The sequence below is a fragment of the Vibrio japonicus genome, assembly GCF_024582835.1.
GTDB lineage: Bacteria > Pseudomonadota > Gammaproteobacteria > Enterobacterales > Vibrionaceae > Vibrio > Vibrio japonicus.
In genome coordinates this window covers 1285781-1306979 of the sequence record NZ_CP102097.1, presented here as the reverse complement: position 1 = coordinate 1306979, position 21199 = coordinate 1285781, and the positions used below count along the sequence as shown (strand labels likewise).

The 21199-nt window shown below is 44.1% G+C and carries 16 protein-coding genes; 10 read left to right on the top strand and 6 right to left on the bottom strand.

The features are described 5' to 3' along the window. Positions 1 to 188: 188 nt before the first annotated feature. Positions 189 to 2240: a phenylacetic acid degradation bifunctional protein PaaZ gene (gene paaZ / locus NP165_RS19350; RefSeq protein ID WP_257086096.1), complete on the bottom strand. Its 2052-nt coding sequence runs from the start codon at positions 2238 to 2240 to the stop codon at positions 189 to 191. A 273-nt stretch (positions 2241 to 2513) separates the two neighbouring features. Between paaZ and NP165_RS19345 the strand changes: the two genes are divergently transcribed. From NP165_RS19345 to NP165_RS19320, 6 genes are all read left to right on the top strand, one after another. Next, positions 2514 to 3548 carry a TRAP transporter substrate-binding protein gene (locus tag NP165_RS19345; protein WP_257086095.1) on the top strand — a complete coding sequence of 345 codons (1035 nt, stop codon included), beginning with the start codon at positions 2514 to 2516 and terminating at the stop codon, positions 3546 to 3548. Positions 3549 to 3554: 6 nt separating this feature from the next. Beyond that, positions 3555 to 4082: a TRAP transporter small permease gene (locus NP165_RS19340; RefSeq protein WP_257086094.1), complete on the top strand. Its 528-nt coding sequence runs from the start codon at positions 3555 to 3557 to the stop codon at positions 4080 to 4082. 1 nt (position 4083) lies between these two features. Beyond that, a complete protein-coding gene (locus NP165_RS19335) occupies positions 4084 to 5379 on the top strand; it encodes a TRAP transporter large permease (RefSeq protein WP_257086093.1) in 1296 nt (431 codons plus the stop codon). A gap of 374 nt (positions 5380 to 5753) precedes the next feature. Next, entirely contained in the window at positions 5754 to 6698 is a 945-nt protein-coding gene (gene ylqF / locus NP165_RS19330; protein ID WP_257086092.1) for a ribosome biogenesis GTPase YlqF, read from the top strand. 109 nt (positions 6699 to 6807) lie between these two features. Continuing rightward, the gene (locus NP165_RS19325) at positions 6808 to 7785 is read left to right on the top strand and encodes a CobW family GTP-binding protein (RefSeq protein WP_257086091.1); all 978 of its coding nucleotides are present in this window, start codon (positions 6808 to 6810) and stop codon (positions 7783 to 7785) included. A 601-nt stretch (positions 7786 to 8386) separates the two neighbouring features. Next, complete coding sequence (locus NP165_RS19320; RefSeq protein WP_257086090.1) at positions 8387 to 9352, top strand: TDT family transporter; 966 nt, start codon at positions 8387 to 8389, stop codon at positions 9350 to 9352. A 14-nt stretch (positions 9353 to 9366) separates the two neighbouring features. On the opposite strand, the gene NP165_RS19315 is transcribed toward NP165_RS19320, so the two are convergent. From NP165_RS19315 to NP165_RS19300, 4 genes are all read right to left on the bottom strand, one after another. Continuing rightward, on the bottom strand, positions 9367 to 11475 hold the full coding sequence (locus NP165_RS19315; protein ID WP_257086089.1) for a hybrid sensor histidine kinase/response regulator: 2109 nt from the start codon (positions 11473 to 11475) through the stop codon (positions 9367 to 9369). A 136-nt stretch (positions 11476 to 11611) separates the two neighbouring features. Continuing rightward, a complete protein-coding gene (locus NP165_RS19310) occupies positions 11612 to 14653 on the bottom strand; it encodes an SbcC/MukB-like Walker B domain-containing protein (protein ID WP_257086088.1) in 3042 nt (1013 codons plus the stop codon). Between the two features lie 9 nt (positions 14654 to 14662). Continuing rightward, the gene (locus tag NP165_RS19305) at positions 14663 to 15793 is read right to left on the bottom strand and encodes an exonuclease SbcCD subunit D (RefSeq protein ID WP_257086087.1); all 1131 of its coding nucleotides are present in this window, start codon (positions 15791 to 15793) and stop codon (positions 14663 to 14665) included. A gap of 221 nt (positions 15794 to 16014) precedes the next feature. Then, positions 16015 to 17100, bottom strand: coding sequence for a ketoacyl-ACP synthase III (locus NP165_RS19300; RefSeq protein WP_257086086.1), 1086 nt, complete (start codon positions 17098 to 17100; stop codon positions 16015 to 16017). Positions 17101 to 17226: 126 nt separating this feature from the next. Between NP165_RS19300 and trxC the strand changes: the two genes are divergently transcribed. Next, the gene (trxC, locus tag NP165_RS19295; RefSeq protein WP_257086085.1) at positions 17227 to 17661 is read left to right on the top strand and encodes a thioredoxin TrxC; all 435 of its coding nucleotides are present in this window, start codon (positions 17227 to 17229) and stop codon (positions 17659 to 17661) included. A gap of 369 nt (positions 17662 to 18030) precedes the next feature. Continuing rightward, positions 18031 to 19185 (top strand): MFS transporter, encoded by a 1155-nt coding sequence (locus NP165_RS19290; RefSeq protein ID WP_257086867.1) that lies wholly within the window; start codon positions 18031 to 18033, stop codon positions 19183 to 19185. A gap of 47 nt (positions 19186 to 19232) precedes the next feature. Here the strand turns inward: NP165_RS19290 and NP165_RS19285 are convergent, their stop codons facing one another. Beyond that, positions 19233 to 19631 (bottom strand): nitrous oxide-stimulated promoter family protein, encoded by a 399-nt coding sequence (locus NP165_RS19285; protein WP_257086866.1) that lies wholly within the window; start codon positions 19629 to 19631, stop codon positions 19233 to 19235. A 153-nt stretch (positions 19632 to 19784) separates the two neighbouring features. Between NP165_RS19285 and NP165_RS19280 the strand changes: the two genes are divergently transcribed. Then, a complete protein-coding gene (locus NP165_RS19280) occupies positions 19785 to 20222 on the top strand; it encodes a DUF4174 domain-containing protein (RefSeq protein WP_257086084.1) in 438 nt (145 codons plus the stop codon). A gap of 34 nt (positions 20223 to 20256) precedes the next feature. Continuing rightward, a complete protein-coding gene (locus NP165_RS19275) occupies positions 20257 to 21198 on the top strand; it encodes a CHAD domain-containing protein (RefSeq protein ID WP_257086083.1) in 942 nt (313 codons plus the stop codon). Position 21199: the final 1 nt, after the last annotated feature.

Below are 21199 nucleotides of genomic sequence, written 5' to 3'. Positions count from 1 at the left end.
TTCTCCATTTGATACACATTAAATATTGTTTGTGTTTTTAATGTATCATGTAAAATTACATTGGCAACATAATAATTACAAAAAAGTAAAATATAACGCATTCAATTGTTAAATTTGTGATAAAAAAACAGGGCCGAATGGCCCTGTTGAATAAGATTTGATGAAATTTTTAGAGAATGTCTGACTCGTTAAAAGTCACCTTGCTGTCTCGCAACTAACGTGAGGATCGTATATAGCGCGACTGGTTTTCCATCCTGATTACACACTTCCACATCCCAGGCCACGACGCCTTGTGCCTGTTCTTCGGCAGAACGCTGGCGCTTCTTAATTTTCTTCTTACAAGTGAGATGAACTTGAATGGTATCGCCAATTTTAACCGGTTCAATGAACCTCAGCCCTTCCATACCATAGTTGGCGAGCACAGGCCCAGGAGCAGCTTCCACAAACAGACCCGCAGCAGCGGAAATGACAAAGTAGCCATGCGCCACCCTTTCACCAAACATCGACTCTTTGGCCGCGATCTTATCCATATGCGCATAAAAGTGATCGCCACTTAAGCAACCAAAGTTGACGATATCCGCTTCCGTTATCGTTCTTCGTGCCGTTGTCAGGGTTTCGCCAATTTGCAAATCTTCAAAGTACTTTTTGAATGGATGAATCGGGTCAGAGACCGTTTCAGCTCCGCGAACCCACTCTCGACCTATTTTAGCCAGCATAGTTGGTGAGCCTTGTATCGCGGTGCGCTGCATGTAGTGTTTCACACCACGTAGGCCGCCCATTTCTTCGCCGCCACCAGCACGACCAGGGCCGCCATGAACAAGCATTGGTAGCGGAGAACCATGACCGGTGGATTCTTTAGATGACTCTTCATTTAAGATGTGTAAACGGCCATGAGATGAACCGATTTCAAGTGCGAGCTGAGCAGCTAAGTCTCCCGATGCCGTAACGATACTGGCTACTAAACTGCCTTGGCCTTTTTTAGCTAACACTGCAGCATCGCTAAGGTCGCTGTATGGCATAAGCGTACATACTGGGCCAAACGCTTCTACAGAATGCACCTCCTCAGCTTCATGAGGGTTGTTGCAGCGAAGCAGCGTTGGTGGATAGAATGCACCCTCACTTGCCCCCTGAGCATTCAGGTCTGAAGTATTCCCGCCCGTCAGTACGTCACAGTAATTTGATAACGTCGTGACTTTTTCTTTGACGTCATTAAGCTGGCTTTTACTCACTAGAGCGCCCATCTTGACGCCTTCTATTGCAGGGTCACCAACGACAACTTTCTCAAGTTTTGACGTTAGTGCCGCTGCAACTTGGTCAATCAAATGCTCTGGTACGATGGCACGGCGAATCGCGGTACATTTTTGCCCTGCTTTCACCGTCATCTCGCGAGTAACTTCACGTACAAACAGTGCGAACTCCGGCATATCAGGCGTGACATCAGAACCTAAAATAGCGCAGTTAAGCGAGTCAGCTTCCATCGTGAATGGAATAGATTTCTGTGTAATTGAAGGGTGAGAGCGAAGCATTTGACCCGTTTGTGCTGAACCAGTGAACGTCACCACATCCTGGTAATCGAGATGGTCAAACATGTCGCCAACCGAGCCACAAATAACCTGAATTGCACCATCAGGCAGCAAGCCGCTCTCTAACATCGCTTTTACCATTGCTTGGGTCAGATACGCGGTTTCAGTCGCTGGTTTGACAATAGCTGCCACCCCTCCAAGCCAAGTCGGCGCTAGCTTTTCTAGCATCCCCCAGCAAGGGAAGTTATACGCATTTATGTGTAGAGCAACGCCAGTTTTACTGGTCAGAAAATGACGTGCAGCAAATCCACCCTCTTTTGAAAGAGGCAGTAATTCATCTTCTGGCCAAATGGTATCGTTTGGTAACTCGCGGTTGGCAACACTAGAGTAATTGAACAAGGTACTGACGCCCCCTTCAATATCGATCCATGAATCCATTCTCGTCGCGCCAGTATGTTGGGAAAGCGAGTAGAACTCTTCCTTACGAGATAGCAAGTACTTAGCTAAATCTTTGATCATATTGGCGCGCTCTAAGAACGTCATTTGAGAAAGCGCTTTTGTTCCTCGCTCTCTTCCGTATTCCAAGACTTTAGAGGCATCCATACCATCTGCATTGACCTGATATAACTCCGCACCAGAAATTGCACTTGAAACCACGCGTGGTTTCCCATTACCAAAATACCATTCTCCGGCTACGTAACTGGTTAATTGTTCCATTTATATACCTCGTTAATCCTTAATGCTGTAGCAATCTACTCACTAGAGTTTTTCCATCGATAACGCGCTTAATTCGCCTTTAACACATCACCTATGAAATGGTTGTGTTGATCATCTTCAAAACAAAATCTGATTCACAAAATCACAATTCATTAACAATCATGATACACAACCATCAATTTAAATGATACGTTTAAATTACCAATCAACACAAATATGTGTCACTTGGCAATGAAATTAATTCATTTTTATGGGACTTACAAAGGAATCAGTATGTTTAAATCAACCGTAGCTAAAGGCCTGGCAGGATTGCTCGCTTCCACCATGTTGGTGAGCCACAGTGCTCAAGCACAAACACATGAACTAAAAATCGCAACATGGCTTAGCCCAATGCAGACAATGAACGCCGATGTATTACCGACTTGGGGCAAATGGATCGAAGAAGCCACTGATGGGCGTGTCACAATTAAGTTGGAATACGACTTGGCTCACCCAAAAAGTCTCGTTGAATTAGTTGAAGATGGCGCGGTTGACGCGGCTTGGACATTTCATGGTTACCTCCCTGGACGTTTTCGTTTAACTCAAATTGCTGAACTGCCAGGGAATAAAGCAGGTGGCGAAGCGGCTTCGGTCGCGCATTGGCGTGTCAACGAGAAGTACTTTAAGAATTCTTTTGAGTACAACGGCGTTGAACTGGCTGGTGTATTTGTTCATGGGCCAGGACAAGTTCATATGCGTGAGCCAATCGAATCTCTGAAAGATCTGAAAGGCAAAAAAATGCGTGTAGGCGGCGGTATTTCTACTGAAGTAGGCAACCTTTTGGAAGTGTCGGGCGTAAGCGCTCCTGCTACGAAAGCGTATGAGATGCTTTCTCAAGGCGTTGCGGACGGTCTGTTTATGCAGATGGATATGATGAAAGCCGCTCGTTTTAAAGACGTCACACCATACAGCTACAAACTCCCAACGGGTTTGTACTTGGGTTCGTTCGGCATCTTCATCAGTCCTCAATTTATGGAAAAACTCTCTGAAGAAGATCGTCAGGCCATCAGAAGCGTTTCTGGTGAGAAGCTATCTGCTCTTGCGGGGCGTTACTGGACAAAAGCCGACGAAATTGGTGAGGCTGACATTATCGCGTCAGGCAGCAAAGTGGAGAACTTGTCTGCTGAAGATGTTCAATACTATGAACAGCTTACTCAAGGTCTTGACGATAAATGGGTGAAATCGGTTAAGTCACGTAAAGTTGATGCTCAAGCCGCTTTGACCGAGTTTAGAAAAATCGTCAATGACTACGAGCCAATCGAGCTTTAGGAATAAATGATGATCAACTCACTAATGTGGTTTACCAAAAGTTGGGAGTCTACTGCCCAACTTTTGGATAAGTTTCTGAAGCTGTGTGCGTGCTTAATATTACTTTCAATGATGCTGCTTACCTGTATTGATGTAATAGGACGCTACCTGTTTGAAAAGCCAGTAACCGGAAGTGTAGAACTCACGGAGTTACTTTTAGGTGCGCTTATTTTCTCTACAATGCCTTTGGTGACGTGGCGTAAAGAGCACATCAGCGTTGACCTGACCGACAGCATCATTCCCAGAAAGGTAAAGAACATACGCGATATGGGGTTTGATGCTGTGGTCTCTCTCTGCCTCTCAGTAATGGGATTCAAAGTTTGGGAACTGGGAGACCGAGCACTGATGTACGGAGAGATGACTGAATATCTCGAAATACCAACCTATTATTTTGTCTATTTTCTGGCCATTTCATGCTGGCTAACCGCAATCACTTCGCTTGTTTTAGTGATTACGCGAATCTTTAACAAAGAGTATTTGAATCAGAGGGATTGATATGACTATTGCCTTAATTGGTTTCGCAGTACTGATGATATTAATACTGTTAAGAATGCCGATCGCATTTGCAATGGGTGTGGTGGGATTCGTAGGTTATGCTGCTTTGGGAGACTGGAACTTTAACGGTGCGTTAACCGTCAGTGCTAAGCGATTGATCGACACAGCACAAGATTACGGTTTGTCTGTCATTCCCATGTTCATTCTGATGGGGAACTTAATCACACGTGCGGGTATGTCTCAAGAACTGTATAGAGCTTGTTATGCGTTTTTGGGTCACTATCGTGGCGGGTTAGCAATGGCGACGGTAGCCGCATGTGGTGGTTTCTCTGCAATTTCAGGTTCGAGCTTGGCCACATCGGCAACTATGGCTAAGGTTGCTATGCCTTCTATGCGAAAGTATGGATATTCGGATGGCTTAGCTGCGGCTTCTATCGCGGCAGGTGGCACGCTAGGGATTTTGATCCCACCAAGTGTCATCCTAATCATCTATGGCGTACTCACCGAACAGAGCATTCGAGACCTTTTCGCAGCAGGCTTTATACCAGGTATGCTTGGTATCTTCATGTATCTTTTAGCCACAAAATACGTTGTATGGCGTAACCCAAATGCGGGGCCAAAAGGTGAGAAGATGTCGAAGGAAGACAAAAGTGCCGCGTTGAAATCTGTGTCCGGCATTCTTGGACTATTTGCTCTAGTTATGGGTGGCATATACCTTGGCGCATTTACACCAACTGAAGCGGCAGGTATTGGTGCTGGTGGTGCGTTTGCTATTGCACTTTATCGCCGCTCTCTCACCATCTCAGTACTAAGAGAGATCCTTATTGATACCGCAAGAACGTCTACCATGCTATTCGGGGTCATTATCGGCGCACTTATTTATTCTAACTTCGTAAATCGCACGGGTTTACCGCATGAATTAGTTACTTGGATGGAGTCTTTCGGTGCTGAACCAATCTATGTGATTCTAGCCATCATGGGAATTTACATTCTACTTGGCACGGTGTTCGAAAGTTTGTCGATGCTGCTGCTAACAGTCCCTGTTTTCTACCCATTAGTGGCAAGCTTAGGGTTTGATCTAGTCTGGTTTGGTATTGTGGTCGTGGTTGTCACTGAGATTAGTCTCATTACGCCGCCAGTAGGATTAAACATTTTCGTCCTCAGCAGCGTGGTCAAAGACATAAAAACCAGCACGATATTTAAAGGGGTTACCCCATATTGGTGCGCAGATATTGTAAGACTACTGCTTTTACTTCTCATTCCACCACTGTCTCTATGGTTACCAAGTATCATATAAAAGACTTTCAACAACTAAGAATTCCGCCCTTACCAAGGCGGAATTCAAATGCTTCACCTTTAAGTTGTCGTACTGAAAAACGACGAATTTGTCTATTTGAACGACGTTAACTACAGAAAACTGCTTTCGGCCAATACACCGAAAGTTGTTTTCTTTTGTCGATGTAAACTTAAGCGGAGCACAGTTGCAGACAAGTGCAAAGCTATCAGTGTTTTCGTCCAAACTGTTAAAGTGTTAAAATGATCACATCAATGCTGTCGTGGCTACAGGTGACATGTGAAATACCTCTGGTATCCACAATCTGATTTTTCTTTTTGGTACCGCACCTGATACCCCACCAGCTTAACCATAAAAACAAAAGGCATATTTTTCAAATGGTTAACAACACAATTCAATGGTTTCCTGGGCACATGCATAAAGCCCGAAAAGAAATTGAAGAGGCGATCCCACAAGTTGATGTCATTATTGAAGTGCTGGATGCTCGCATTCCGTTCAGTAGTGAAAACCCAATGATTTCTCAACTACGTGGTGAAAAGCCCGTTGTTAAGGTTCTGAACAAGCGCGATCTTGCGGATCCCGAGCTAACCCAACTTTGGATCGATCATTTCGAGCAAGAGAAAAACGTCAAAGCCATGGCGATCACCACATCTAATCCGCAGGAAGTCCATAAAATCCTGGATTTGTGTCGTAAGCTTGCCCCTCATCGCGAAGAAATTGGCAAGAATATTCGCACTATGATTATGGGCATTCCAAACGTGGGTAAGTCTACCATTATCAATACGCTAGCAGGCCGAGTCATCGCTCAAACAGGTAACCAACCAGCCGTTACCCGCCGCCAACAGCGTATTAACCTGCAAAACGGCATCGTACTATCGGACACTCCGGGAATTTTATGGCCAAAAGTAGAAAACCCGCACAGTGGTTTCCGCCTTGCTGCGACTGGTGCGGTAAAAGATACGGCGATGGAATACGATGAAGTCGCATTTTACACCGTGGAATACCTAGCTAAAGCATATCCAGAACGTTTGAAAGAGCGCTACCAAATCGAAGAGTTGCCGGAAACCGACATCGAATTGATGGAAGAGATCGGCCGTCGTCGTGGTGCGCTTCGTGCGGGCGGACGCGTAGACCTACACAAATGCTCTGAGATTCTGCTTCATGAACTTCGAAATGGCACTCTGGGTCAGCTAACTCTAGAGCTTCCAGAAATGATCACTCAAGAGCTTATCGAAGTTGAAATAGAAACGGCACGAAAAGCAGAAGAGAAAGCAAAGAAGAAAGAAGAACGTCGCAAGCGTTACTTAAAGAATAAACGCTAGTTGTTAAGCAGTTATCACTAAGGGCGACGCAAAGTCGCCCTTTTCTTTCTCTTCGTTTCAAGAGTATATTAGTTCTATTCACGTTACGGAAAACTATGAGACTTTATCGATGAGAGTTCCAACCAATATCATCACTGGCTTTTTAGGCACAGGGAAAACCACAGCGATCCTCAATCTTCTGAAAGAAAAACCAGACAATGAAAACTGGGCAGTTCTGGTGAACGAGTTTGGTGAAATTGGTATTGATGGGGCAATGATGACAGAACAAGGTGCTTTAATTAAAGAAGTACCCGGTGGATGCATGTGCTGCGCGGCGGGTGTGCCTATGTCTGTTGCTGTGACAGCGCTTTTACGTACCAAACCTGACAGGCTCATCGTTGAACCAACAGGGCTTGGCCATGCTCACAAAGTACTTGCGACCCTAAACTCTGAGCAATTTAGAGACTATATCGATCTGAGAGCAACCATTGGCTTAGTCGACCCGCGTAATCTATCTAATCCAAAATACATTGAGAATCAGAACTTCAATGATCAGCTCTCTATCTCCGACATCGTTATCGGCAACAAAGTCGATCAGTGTCATGTGAGTGACATCGATGCGTTTAGTGACTGGGTGACCGATCAAACACCGCCAAAGATTTTCAGCCAACTTGTTAAGCAAGGTCGTTTCCCAATCGAGTTGTTGGATACGCACCGTAGAGATGAATCCCCCTCTTCGGCGGTCAGCACACATCACCACGAGCACGCTGAAATGGAGCCACAATTTCAGTTGCCACCCAATCAGCCTTTCATTCGAAAAGAAAACAAGGGTCAGGGCTACTTTAGCTGCGGGTGGATATTTGGTGCAGAAGTGGTATTCGACTTTGATGACTTATTTTCAGTGCTTTCTGATATTACCGCGGAACGTGTGAAAGGCGTCATGAACACAACGACAGGTTGTTACTCATTTAACGTCAGTCATGGTGTTACATCTGTTAATGAAATGTCTTTGGAAGGATTTGAAAGTCGCCTAGAAGTAATCGACAGTCAGTTACTGCCTTGGGATGAACTGGAATCGGTATTAAGGAAGATTTCCAACTTAGACTAAGCCCCAAACGACAAAAGGCGCACCACTGAAGTGCGCCCTATCCCTCGTTACTCAATCGTGAGTTTGCGAATCGGGAATCTGTACATACTCCCTGACAACCAACGAGGATTTGAAAATATTTTTTTATTCTTGAATCCATCCAAATTGTAGGTAAGGCAGCAATTCCTCCATGCGGGTTGGTTCAGATCGCCTTACCCTTTAACTATGGTTCAAATTCTTAATTATGCAAGTATTGGCCTCAGAACTATTTGGGATTTCGATCACCCTTCTTATCATTTGTATTTCTAACCTGTATTTCTAATACGCTGATGCATGTTGCCATCGCATCAAATCTGAAACTCAATATTCCATTCTTGTTTCTACAGTTCTTTACGCCCAAGCGTATAATTTTCAGTACAAATCCAACTGAGCCGTTAAGGTGAGCGTGTTTATACTCAATAGGAAAAAATGAGAAGTTAAGACAGCAAGACCTACCCGAAGAAACCAAATGCTAATTGCATCGCACTCGTTCAAGTTGTTATCATCTTCGCCAGTTTATTACTGGCTGAAACAATCGTTTAAATCATCATTAGGGCATTTAGCCTATTACAGGGACAGATCGTTGAACTGGAGACGTTTAATACATTTTCAAAGTGTGCCACCTTCTCAGGCAGCACTTGCGTTGGGTGTTATTGGCTTGGCGCAGGCTTGGGCTCTGTATGTACCTGACATTGGTGCCACACTAAGACCTTACATAGCAGGGCTTGGTGCGATTCTTCTCTTTCCTGTTCTCGTAAAATACCTGACGAGCTTCAGCACATTCATGACCGATATTCGCCACCCTCTGAGTGGCAGTTTAATGGCCCCAATGAGTATGGCGCTATTAATTCTATGCGATTATTTAGCGGTGATTGCCCCTGTCATTGCCTACCCACTTTGGTTTGCTGCATTGTTATTACATCTTACGATGATGGTACTTTTTTTCAGCTATCAGCTAAGGAATTTTAAAATAACCAATATGGTTCCAAGTTGGTTTTTATATCCGGTAGGATTAATCAGTAGCTCGCTGGCAGGAAGCCAACTGGGACATGCAATATGGGCCCAAACAGTGGTTAACACGTGCATAACGATTTACTTCTTTATGCTACCTTTAGTGCTTTATCGTCTCGTGTTCGAGGGAATGCTACCAAAAAGAGCAAGGCCTACGATTTCTATTATGGCTGCACCAATTAACCTTACATTAGCGGCCTATTTGGTGAATATCGATGAACCCGACCCGATACTGACTGGTGCATTAGCTGGTATTGCCGTGACAATGACGCTACTCATCTACCTCTGCTACATTCGTCTGTTACGCCTCAAATTTCAACCATCCATTGCTGCAGTGACCTTTCCATCGGTGATCAGTGCAATCGCCATGTTTCGACTAACCGATTATTTCGATGAAAATCACCCGCATTGGTACTGGCTGCATACATTTGGCATGTTTGAACTAAGTGTTGCAACCGTGCTAGTGATTTGGGTATCAACGAAGTACTTAAGAATGTATTGGCCAGAGTTGTTTCATACGCAATACCAGCAGCAGTGATCTATCGTTCCGGGTTATACCCAGCTAGTGATCTTATTAATCAACGCGTCTGCGCTAGAGGGTTTCGCAATGTAATCGTTAATTCCAAACTCTTGAAGCTTATCTTGGAATGTCACAGAGTTGTCTCCGGTATGTGCGACAATCGGCACGTTGGCATATTCCGTTTTAGATTGGCGTATTCGCTCTGCCGCTTCTAATCCATTCAAACTTGGCATTTCAATATCCATCAAAATAAGATCGACATATTGATTGTTTAATGTGTCTAAAACATCCTGTCCATTCTTCGCCTGAACCACGACAAACCCTTGCTGCTCTAGCAAAAGCGAGGTATAGGCGCGTACTGAATGGTTGTCGTCAGCGATAACAATCGTTTTGCCTTGATAATCTTTCGGCTGCTGTAACTGGTGTGGCAGTATGTTCATGTGTGTGTTTGGAGACTCAAAAAACAACGCATCGAGAGCAGAACCGCACTCTCTTGACAGTTTATTTATCTCGATTGGACAAATTCGAAGCTCATTATTAACGGGCAACGGGTAGCTACGGTTCTGATCATAAAGGTAGACTAAATGCGCTTCTGTAAAGTGCAGCTTGTTTTCTAAATCAGCAAACTTATCCGTAGCGTTCATCGAATCATCTAGATCTACAAAAATAAGATCGAACTCAAACTCGTACGCTTCTTTAGTTGCTGCAGTATCTACAGAAACATTGATCAAACGAAAACCTTTATAAAATGCATGCTCGTTCAATGCGCGTGATACCGTTCCATTGCTGCCAATAAAAAGTACCGACTTCGACTTCATTAAATCCATTTTTATACGATCAACCACATCAGATTCGTAGGTAGGAAAGCTCAATGTAAACTCTGTCCACAACCCCAATTCAGAGCGGCACGCAATTTTCCCACCTAGAGACTTCATCACTTTCTTACAAAACGGAAGGCCGAGTCCCGAACTTCTCTTTCTCCCATAGGTATAAAAGTCACCGAAAATATCTTGAATTACATCTGCTGGGATACCGACACCATTGTCCCTGAAAATTAGGTGATTGTAATGCCCATCCTTTTTAAGACAAATGTCTATCTTAAAACCATCACCATGCTTAGAACAAAATGAATTTTTTAGTAAATTGTACAGAGCGTATTTGATCAAGGTATCACTACCGAAAGCATCGAAGTCGCATTCGCTCTTAAACTCAATGGATTGCTTATCTTGAGGGCTCTTATATGCAAAGCTGACCAATGCGCTTTCTACAATAGATTTCATTGAGTGCTTTTTGAAAGTAGATGTAGAGACTCGATTTTGATCAATGGATGTTAGTAAAAGATCAATCGCTTCATTGCCACTTTCTATAACGCCATTCGCATCATCCAGAATTTCACGCGCCATGATCAGTTCTTTCTGAGACAAGCTGATACCCTCGCTTCGCTGAGCCTGATGCTTATTTAGAATAGAGCTCAATACTTCCACTGATACTTTAAGTGCGGCCAAAGGGTTGCGCATTTCATGAGCAATACTGGCCCCAAAAGACTTCGCGATAGAGACCCTACTCTCGTGCTCAATCTGATTGCGAAAATAAAACAAATTGCCAAAGACATACGTAAACATAAATACGGGGACATACTCCCAAACAATTTCGTCCGTAGCCTTATTCCAGTCCGTACCATAAGCGAGCGAAAAAGCAACCGCAATCGACACCGCCGCCTGTAAAAGGACCACTCGCGTTTGATGAACAAGCAATATATGCAGAAATATCGAAACCAGAAACGACATTGCCCAAATATCACTCCAGCTATTTTTAAACATCATATAGCTGAAGAAGAACGGCAAGCAGAGGCTCAGTATAAATAAGTACAACACCGGCATATACCGATGGATATACGAAGGAAGGTCATTGCGGAAAACCAACACAGCAAACAAGACTGAGCAAGTGCCTCTTAGCAAGGCGCTTTCGTAGGGTTGCGGGAATAAATACGACCAAACGTAATAATAAATTGGAAAGCCAAGCAAGCCAAACCATCCAACGATGGTTAGGTTTGGCTCTGCATATTCATACACTTTTCGAATCGCACTTTTTGTCGCACCACTCATTGTTTGCATTTTTGTACCCGCTGCCAACTTACTCATTTTATTATTATCATTGTTACAGTCGTACTATTTTAGACGAATAGATACGAGGTCGTTATTATTCGAGTTCATTTATTTAACGAAAGGTATTGCCCAAATCTACAAAAGCGTCATTTCTGTGATTTCTAACACTCAGCTATGCCGCTATGACATTAACTGAACTTCCAGACTTGGTCGGCTCAACGTCGATACGCAACGACATTTGTTCTTTCAGTTCAGATACGTGAGAAATTAAGCCAATCGTGCGTCCCATCTGCTGCAAATCTATAAGAGTCTGAATCGCCAAATCAAGCGACTCTGGATCTAAACTCCCGAACCCTTCATCAATGAACAACGTTTCCAATCGTACACCGCCACTGTATGACTGAACGACGTCCGATAGTCCCAGCGCTAAAGACAACGCAGCCATAAAAGATTCACCGCCAGAAAGCGTTGCAACATCACGTGTTTTACCGGTATAGCTATCTTCGACGATAAGATCCAATCCTCGTCCCGCTGCACCTTTGAAACCTTCTGTTTTACGCATCAAGATATAACGCCCCTTGCTCATAATACTCAGACGTTGTGACGCTTGAATAAGCACATCATCAAGCAATACACCCAACACGAAGCGATGCAAACTGACACGGCTTCCCGTCTTGCCACTCGCAACGTCATAAAGCGTCCCAAACACTTTGTATTCGTCTTCCAGCTTGATATTTCCCTGATGCAACTTAGCAATGTCCTGCGCCACTTTCGCCAATCGCTCGTAGGCAGAACGTATCGTATCAAGTTCGTTTCTGACGTTATCGTAAGCAGCTTGCGATTCCTGAACAGACAGCTCGAATGTTTCTATATTTGGGCGTTCTACATTATTTAACGCCTCTTTAAGGTCTGATATTGTCTGCTCTTGTTTGATGCGAATTTGGTTGTATTCGTTTATCTGCTGTTGCCAAGCAAAAACTTGCTCGTCACTAGCGCAGCTACTTAGATACTGCTGTTCGTCGTTAAAGTCAGCCTGCGCAAGCGCAAGCACCCATGCATTCTCAGCTTCAATTCGCGCCTTCTCCGCTTCAACACAGGTTTCCTGAAGCGTTTTAAGCTTACTTTGCAGTGCCGAATATTTAAGGCTCAGTGTTTGCTGTTTCTGCTTCGCATTTTCTAGCTGCGTATTCAGCGTTTCAATGTTCTGCTTGATTTGGAGCAGGGCTAATTGTGCCTCCTCGACATTGTGATACTTCGCGTCGATGGACTGCGCGAGCTTTTCAACTCTTGCACTTGTGTCGGTTAATTGGGCTTGTGTCGCAGCGATATGTTGACGCACTTCTGCAATTTTTGCTTCGCCATTTTCACTTCGTTGATTGAGTTCGACAACCGCTTGTTCCGACTTGGCTATATCAATCGCTGACAATTCACGAAGTTTGCTCTCAACAACAGAGAGCTGTTGATTAATCTCGGCAATTTCTACCGTTGCGTTTTTACCTAACTCTAAGACGATCTCATCGATCTGCAATTGCGACTGGCTTAGCTGAGTCTTAAGCTGATTTAATTCAGACTCGCGCTGATTAACATGATGAAGCGCTAGTCTTTCTTGCTCTCTTGCTTGATCGACTTCTTCTTTAGTAATGACGTCTGCTTCAAAAGTCGCTGGTGTTGGATGCTCGCAGCTACCACAAACCGGACATGGCTCGCCTTCTTCTAATTTGGCAGCCAAAATAGCGGCTTGAGCATTGTGCCAGCGTAACGCCAGTGTATCGGCGTATTTTTGCTTTTCGTCTAGTTTCAGTTTCGCTACGTCGACTTCCTTCTGCTTAACATCCATGTGTTTAACGAGTTGAGTGTTGTCTCGGCGTAAACGATCCAACTTAGTGACGTCGACATTTAAGCGCTGCAGACGTGCCAGCTCTGCCTCCAGTACAGGCTTTTCATTAACGGCTATCTTTAAGCGTTCAAGTTCTTGTTGCCCAGCTTGTGCTTCTGCCACCAGCTTTTCTTTATACGCGATGTATTTGGCAAGCGTATCTTGTTGCTGTGTGTTTTGTTGTTGAAGTCCGCTGAGGCCAGTTTCAAGCTCGCCCTTTTCAATTAATTTCGCTTTAACGGTTTCGAGTTGATACTGCTTATCGGTAAGTTGAGGGATCTGCTTTGCGTCCGCCTCAATTTTACTAAGTAGCTGGTTATGCTGCGTGAGCTCTGATTCTGCTTGAGAGCACTCTCGATTTAGTCCCAGGATTTGGTTGTTTAACGTATCAACCTGCTTTCGCGCACTTTGCCAGTTGGCATATGGCAAGTTTAACTTAGCGGCACTGTTCGCCACTTCTAATCGATTAACATTACACTGATGTTGTTCTTGTTGATCTAAGTGCACTTTGAGTGCGTGTTCTGCCGCTTCCAGCTTACTGAATTGCTGCGTAATGAGGAGTGCCTTTTGGTGTTCCTCCTTCGTTGAGGCAAGATCATTTTGCGCTTTCTTCTCTGCTTCAATCGCTTGCTCAAGTGATTGTTTATAGATCGCTTTCTGCTCGCTCAGTTCCTGCTCTGTTGTCACTTCCGCGACCTGCAACGCACCACGAATTTGGTTATCAAACTCACCTTTCGCTTTACTGATTGCGCTGGCTTTGTCTTTTAGAGCGTACTCAATTTTTTTATAGATGTCGGTTTGGAACAATTGCCCAAAAATCTCTTCACGGTCTTTAGAACTCGCGAGAAGCAACTCTCTGAACTTGCCTTGGGGTAATACCATCACCTGCCTAAACTGCGTTTCATTTAAGCCGATAAGTTCAGTGACTTCGGTTTTTACCTGTGCCGTCTTATTGGTAATCAGTGCGTCTTCATCGCCTAGTTGATAGAGCGCTGCGGTATGTTTACGCGTTGTCGTCCCTTCACCACGTGCTTTTGGTGCTTGTTGCTCTGGTGCTCGCACAACTCGGTATATTTTGTCTTGTAGCGCGAACTCAAACTCGACTTCAGTTGGCCTGTCGATTGCGGCAAGGTCACAACGCATTTGCATTCCCTGTCGCTCGTTACTGGTTGTTTCGCCATAAAGGGCAAAGCAAATTGCATCCAGAATTGAGGTTTTTCCCGAACCGGTCGGACCGTTAATCAGAAATAGTGGATGAATTCCCAGCTGAGTAAAATCAATCACTTCTCTATTGGCAAACGGACCAAACGCCTGCATGGTGAGTTTTATTGGCTTCATGTTCGATCCTTATTGCTGGCTAAGCTGTTTAATGATTTGACTGAGCGCTTGTTCTTGTTCGCTGCTAATTTCGTCATTTTGTGCTTCAGCGAAAAAGTCCTTAAACATATCCATCTCACTGCGCGCCAATTTTGCCTGAGCCATTTCTTGCTCTACACCAACCAACATGCCCGGCTTTTCCAGATGCAATACATTTGGATACACTGTTCTGAGCTTCTCCATTGGGTTCAAAATCGCATGTTTATCTTGCAATCGAACCAACAAATAATCATCGGGCTTTGGATCGCGTTGTGCGTTTTCAATGATACTTTGCATTTCGCCTTCTATGATGCGCATTTCGTGGGGCGCACTTAAGTCGATATGCGTGGCTGATTTAAATCCACTTTCGTCTAGCTCGACTAATGTCATACCTTTTCGTTGATGCTGCTCAGAAAAGCTATATTTCATCAGCGAGCCTGAATAGCGAATATACTCCTCGCCTTTCTTTTGTGGCTGATGCAAGTGCCCTAATGCCACATAATCAAACTCAGTAAAATGTTCATGGCTCACTCTGTCTGAGCCACCTATCGACAGCGGGCGTTCAGAATCGGATTCAATCGCACCATCTACAAAGCAGTGGCTCACCAACACATTCTTCTGCCCATCGACAAAATGTTCGCCAATTTTCTGAGCTAAGAACTCGTGCGCTTCATCATGGCTAATTACACTCTGTTTAAAATGGTGTCGTACCACTTCTGGATCGTTATAAGGCATGCCATAAAAAGCCACAGGGCCAATGTCCGAGTCAATCACCACCGGGTTAATCATGTCTTCAAAACTGGATAAGATGTGAAGGCCAGACTCACGCATTCTTCCAGAACCAAAGCCCAATCTTTGCGCTCCATCGTGATTGCCAGGGATAAGAATTATAGGAAGTTTCAGTTCGCCACAGACCTGATTGACGAACGCATTCATCACTTCAATAGCCGCAGTCGGAGGCACAGAACGATCATACACATCTCCCGCGATCACGAGTGCGTCAATTGGATTGACTTCAATGTAAGAAATAATTTGTTCAAGTACCGCTTTTTGATCATCTAGAAGAGAGACGTTGTGAAATTGGCGGCCAAGGTGCCAATCAGAGGTGTGAAGAAACTTCATGCAAGCCCTATGTGATTCTTATCTTAAGGCTGTCTATGATAAACGTCCCCGACGATATCCGCACTGATAAATTCAATAAAGGCGGCGGAAATTGCTCGCCTAATAACTCAGCTTCGATAGAAACAAAAAGAGCCATGTATCTCACATGACTCTCTGATATGGAGGACAACGCTTAGCTCTATCGATAAACTTCGCCCTATCGACAAACAAAGTTCGACAACTTACTTGGCTTTGTTTTTACAACACGCGATCGCTGTCTCAAGTAGTTCCAACGCGCTTTGCTCACATTCAGGAAGCGATGCATCACTTTTCGCAACTGGAGTAACACGATCGCCCCACTTAATGTGTCCTGCGCCCCAAGTCAGACCTGCGCCAAATGCTGCGACCAGTAAGTTATCACCCGGCTTAACAAAACCTTGCTCCAATGCCTCACAAAGTGCGATTGGTACGGTCGCTGCGGATGTATTGCCGTAATTTTGAATGTTTACAAACGCTTTATCTTGCTCAATACCCGAAAGTTCACACAAAGTTTGAATGATACGGATATTCGCTTGGTGCGGAATCACCACATCCACGTTATCTGTTGTTAATTCACTGCGTGTCAGGACATTTTTCGCAGCCGCACCCATACCTCTTACCGCACGTTTGAAGATTTCCTTACCCACAAAGTCGAAATCCCAGTGACCATTGTCTGCTGCGAAACGATCCATTGATGTACCAAACTTTGGTACAGCCAGAATGTCGCGGCCTGCTGCATCACAGCCAAGTTGAGCGTGTTGTAAGCCAACTTGTTGCTCAGTTCTGCTTAGTACTGCTGCACCAGCTCCGTCTCCAAACAAAACGGCGGTATCACGCGCTGTCCAGTCAATATAGAACGACAAACGTTCCGCACCAATAACAATCGCATTTCGATAGTTCCCGGACTGAATCAAACGCGTTGCGGTTTCCAATCCATACACAAACCCTGTACACGCTGCATTAAGATCAAACGCTGCCGCTGCTTTGATACCAAGGTTTTGAGACACTTTAGAGGCAATATTTGGGATGAGTGAATCTGGAGAACAAGTCGCTACAATTAAAACATCGACCTCTTCTGCGCTAATTCCTGCACAAGCGAGCGCATGCTGCGCGGCGACCGTTGCCATGTCTGAAGTTTCCACATGGCTGATACGACGATTTTCAATACCGGTACGAGTTCGAATCCATTCGTCGGATGTCTCAATAAATGTGCTTAAGTCATCATTAGACAAAATAGCTGGTGGTAGACACTTACCCCAGCCTGTAATTTCTGCATAAAAAGTGGTCATTACAAACCTATTACTTCTAGTTTTTCAATCAGTTTATGCAACAAAGTATAACTACCCTTTACCTATGGTGTCATCTAATCGAAAATAAAAAGAATCCATTTAAGTACAAAAACGCAGAGAAAAATCATGTCTACATTCAATACTCGTTGCCCATCTTGCTCCGGTGTTAACCGTGTTCCGACAGAACGTGTGACAGAAAGCCCTAAGTGTGGAAAGTGTCAGTCCCCGCTTTTAGACGGTGCGCCAGTCGAAGGTACCGAGCTTAACCTTGACGCTATCTTACAAAGTGATCAACCTGTTGTGATCGATTTTTGGGCTTCTTGGTGTAATCCATGTGTGGGTTTTGCTCCTGTATTTTCTGACGTTGCAAGCGAGCGTTCACAAAACGTACGATTTGTAAAAGTTGATACAGAGTCTCAACAAAATTTAGCCGCTAAATATCAGATTAGAAGCATTCCAACCATTATGGTATTTAAACATGGAAAAAGAGTGGACATGATTAACGGTGCTTTGCCAAAAAGCCAGTTTGATCAATGGTTAAATCAAGCTTTAACAAAATAGAAACCTAAATTTATATAAGCCCTAACCACTATTTTTTTAGGGCTTTTTCCTTCGTTTTCAAGCAATCCATGACGATAAATAGTTTTTATCGATAAGAACAAAAGTTTTCATTTTACCTTCTCCTAATTTGAAGCCATATTCCATCCAAAACCCGTTCATTTTTATACCAATCTAGGTTCGTTATTCGTTTGTCGGATAAGCAGGATAAATCGCTAAAAACTAGGCATGGAGTAAAGCCGACTCGCAGTTCTCATTCACGTTGATACATTTCGTCAACGTTGTTGTGTTTGCGGTGATTTTTTCCGACTGATTTAACGCAGCCTGACTTTGATTGGTGTTATTTACATTCAACATCTTGAGGCTACGACGTTGGAAAACACGCTTGATCCTGCACCACGCATTTCGGTACCTGTTATTGCGCTCGCTTTGTATGCGGTGGCATCTGGCTATTTAATGAGTCTAATACCGCTAATGCTTCCACATTATGGGCTGGAATCATCACTTGCAAGTTGGCTCGCCAGTGCATTTTATGCAGGACTGCTCATTGGCGCGATCGGCGTAGAACCCTTAGTAAAAAAAGTTGGGCACAAAAATGCTTTTGTGCTTTGCCTTACTGCTTTCATTTTTACGATTATGGCGCTGCCCGCTTTTAGCATTGCACCGGTATGGTTGGTCTCTCGCTTTATTGCGGGCGTTGCCGTTGCAGGCGTGTTTGTGATTGTTGAATCTTGGCTATTACATGGTGATAAATCTGCTAGGGCAAAGCGTTTAGGGCTGTATATGGGTGCACTGTACGGCGGCACATCCATTGGGCAACTTGGGATAGGTGTACTAGGCGTCACTGGTGGCGTGCCTTTTATTTCCATTCTGACTGTGCTCCTCATTGCCATCGTTGTATTAATGTTTGGCAATAGTGATCAACCTGAGAGTGAAGAAAGCACCCCTCTATCATTTAAACAAATGAGCAAGCTCAATCATGCCGCAATCATCGGTTGTGTGGTGTCTGGCTTAACTTTAGGGGCTATTTACGGTTTGATGCCTTTAGAACTTACCCAGCGTGGTGTTTCGCACGATAACCTAGGAAGCCTAATGGCACTGATCATTCTTGGTGGAATGGCAGTACAACCTATTGTGCCGTGGATGTCTAAGTACTTTGGACGTATCTTCTTAATGGCCATTTTCTGCTTGCTTGGCGTTGCGGCTATCGCCGTTATTGCAGAAGAGAATAGCATCAACTTTTTAGCTGCTGGGCTGTTTTTACTGGGCATGGCCGTGTTTGCTCTCTACCCGATAGCAATAAACCTTGCATGCGATAAACTCGAAGCTAACTATATTGTCTCAGCGACACAGGTGATGCTGTTTAGTTACAGTATTGGCTCTGTGGCAGGCCCTGTTATTGCTGATTTGTTTATGGACAGCCAACAAGGGTTTATGGGGTATTTATTTGCAACGCTGCTCGCGACATGTGTCTATATGTTGCTTGCAAGTATCAAAACCAAACGTCAAGCCGTTGCTGGTGAATAACAACAAAAGGGAGAACATTGAGTTCTCCCTTTTCACCTTAAACAGCGCTATTGTTTTGGGCGACTGTTTTGCCTTTTTGAACGGTTAGATTCATTTCTTGGTGGCTTATCCGGCACCGCTTTACGTTCAAGAATTAAATGCCTTATAGACAAGATCGGGTGAGGCAACAACATTCTCGGGCCTGCATATCGCATGACCGCTTTCATCGCAGCTTTAGGCTCTGGTTTATAGCAGTGGATTGGGCATTTATTACACGTAGGCTTAATCTGACCATAAGGGCATCGATCTAATCTAACTTCTGCATAAGCGAGCAGTTCTTTACACTCTTCACACAACTCCTCTCTAGAACCATGATGGTCACGGCAATAGATGTACATCATCGCGCAAACCGTCTTGTGCTCCGTCAACAACTTACCAGTGAGTATATTGCTATGGATATGATGCATCATTGGATGAACCTCTACTGAAACAACCGTTTTCGAATTGTATCCCTAACCCCACCGCCAAGTTAAGCCTTAATATCTTTTGCGCCTCGACTCTGCTTATCACCTACACTTACTTTATTACGGACATCGGATACTGACATTAGGAGGCTAAGAATGCGTTCTCTGTTGTTCCTAATACTCATGTTGATGAATCCGATCGCCTGTTACGCCTACCCTTCGTACTCAAGCCACTGGGCGCATAGAAGTGTTATCTATTTTGCACCTAGCAACGACGAACACGTAAAGCAGTTCTTACTTGAAGCTCTGATTAATGACTGCGAGCTCTCTGAACGTGACATTGTCACACTGGTCATTACAGCGGATGGTTTTACCGCTCCCAGTTGGGTTAAAGAAGAGTTTAACTTGCGAAGAATGTTCAAGATATATCGTATTGCACCCAGTGAACATACAGCCGTACTGATTGGCAAAGATGGTATAGAAAAGCTTCGTTGGGGCAAAAAAACGGACTGGCGATACGTTTTGAAAACAGTCGATTTATCACCTGCTCGTCAGCAAGAGAAATCAAGTAATACCAGTCCATGTTCAATCTAGAGACATACATTCAGACAAAATCAAAGAAAAGCCCATGACACTCAAATTCCAATCGAAGCAAATAATCACTCCGGAATCAGACTTACCTTATTTGTTTTGTCAGTACCTATTAGAGCAATTCGAGTATTCAAGAAGATTAGAAGAAGGCGTCATTGCAGGAGTCGAACCAGAATACCTCCACCAATACCGCGTATCTCTACGTCGTTGCCGCTCACTGACAAAATTACTCAAAATGTTACTTTCACCTTTCGAGTTTTCTTTGATGTCAAAACATCTTGTCACTCTCATGAAGCCAACTAACCTGCTCCGAGATCTAGATGTGTTTTTGCTGACTCAACAGAACTACATGTCTGAAGCATCACAGCATCAGCAAGCGATAGAAGATTTGTTTCAAGACATCAAAAAGCAAAGATCGGAAGAGCATAAACACGTACAAGATTGGTTAGCGAGTAAGAACTATCTGGCCATTTGCATCATATTACATAACAGCCTGAAACGATCGGTATCGTCAGATTTCAATGCCGAGCCTGTCGAAACAAAACCTTTTGCCGACAATCAAATTCTCACTCACTTACAAAAAGTGATGAAACAAAGCAAACCGTTAAACAAACACTCCCCAGACTCTTCCGTTCACAAAGTACGAATCCAATGTAAGAAATTACGCTATTTGATGGAATATTTTGCCCCTCTTTACAGCGACCCGAATCATCAAGAAAACGTTACCATGCTTAAGTCACTGCAAGATAAGTTAGGCGATTTCAATGATGCCTCTACTCAACTCGAACACTTTACGCAGCTGCTCCAATACGAAACAGACAGTAAACAGATCAAAAATAAACAGCGTAAAAAAGCGCTCAAATACCTAGTTAATTCGACTCAAGAGTGCCACTCAGCAACGCGAAAATCTGCCTTGAAACAAATCAAATTGTTCAGACGTTTTGCTACTGACGGCAAAGCTTACCTTCCCTATTCTTAAT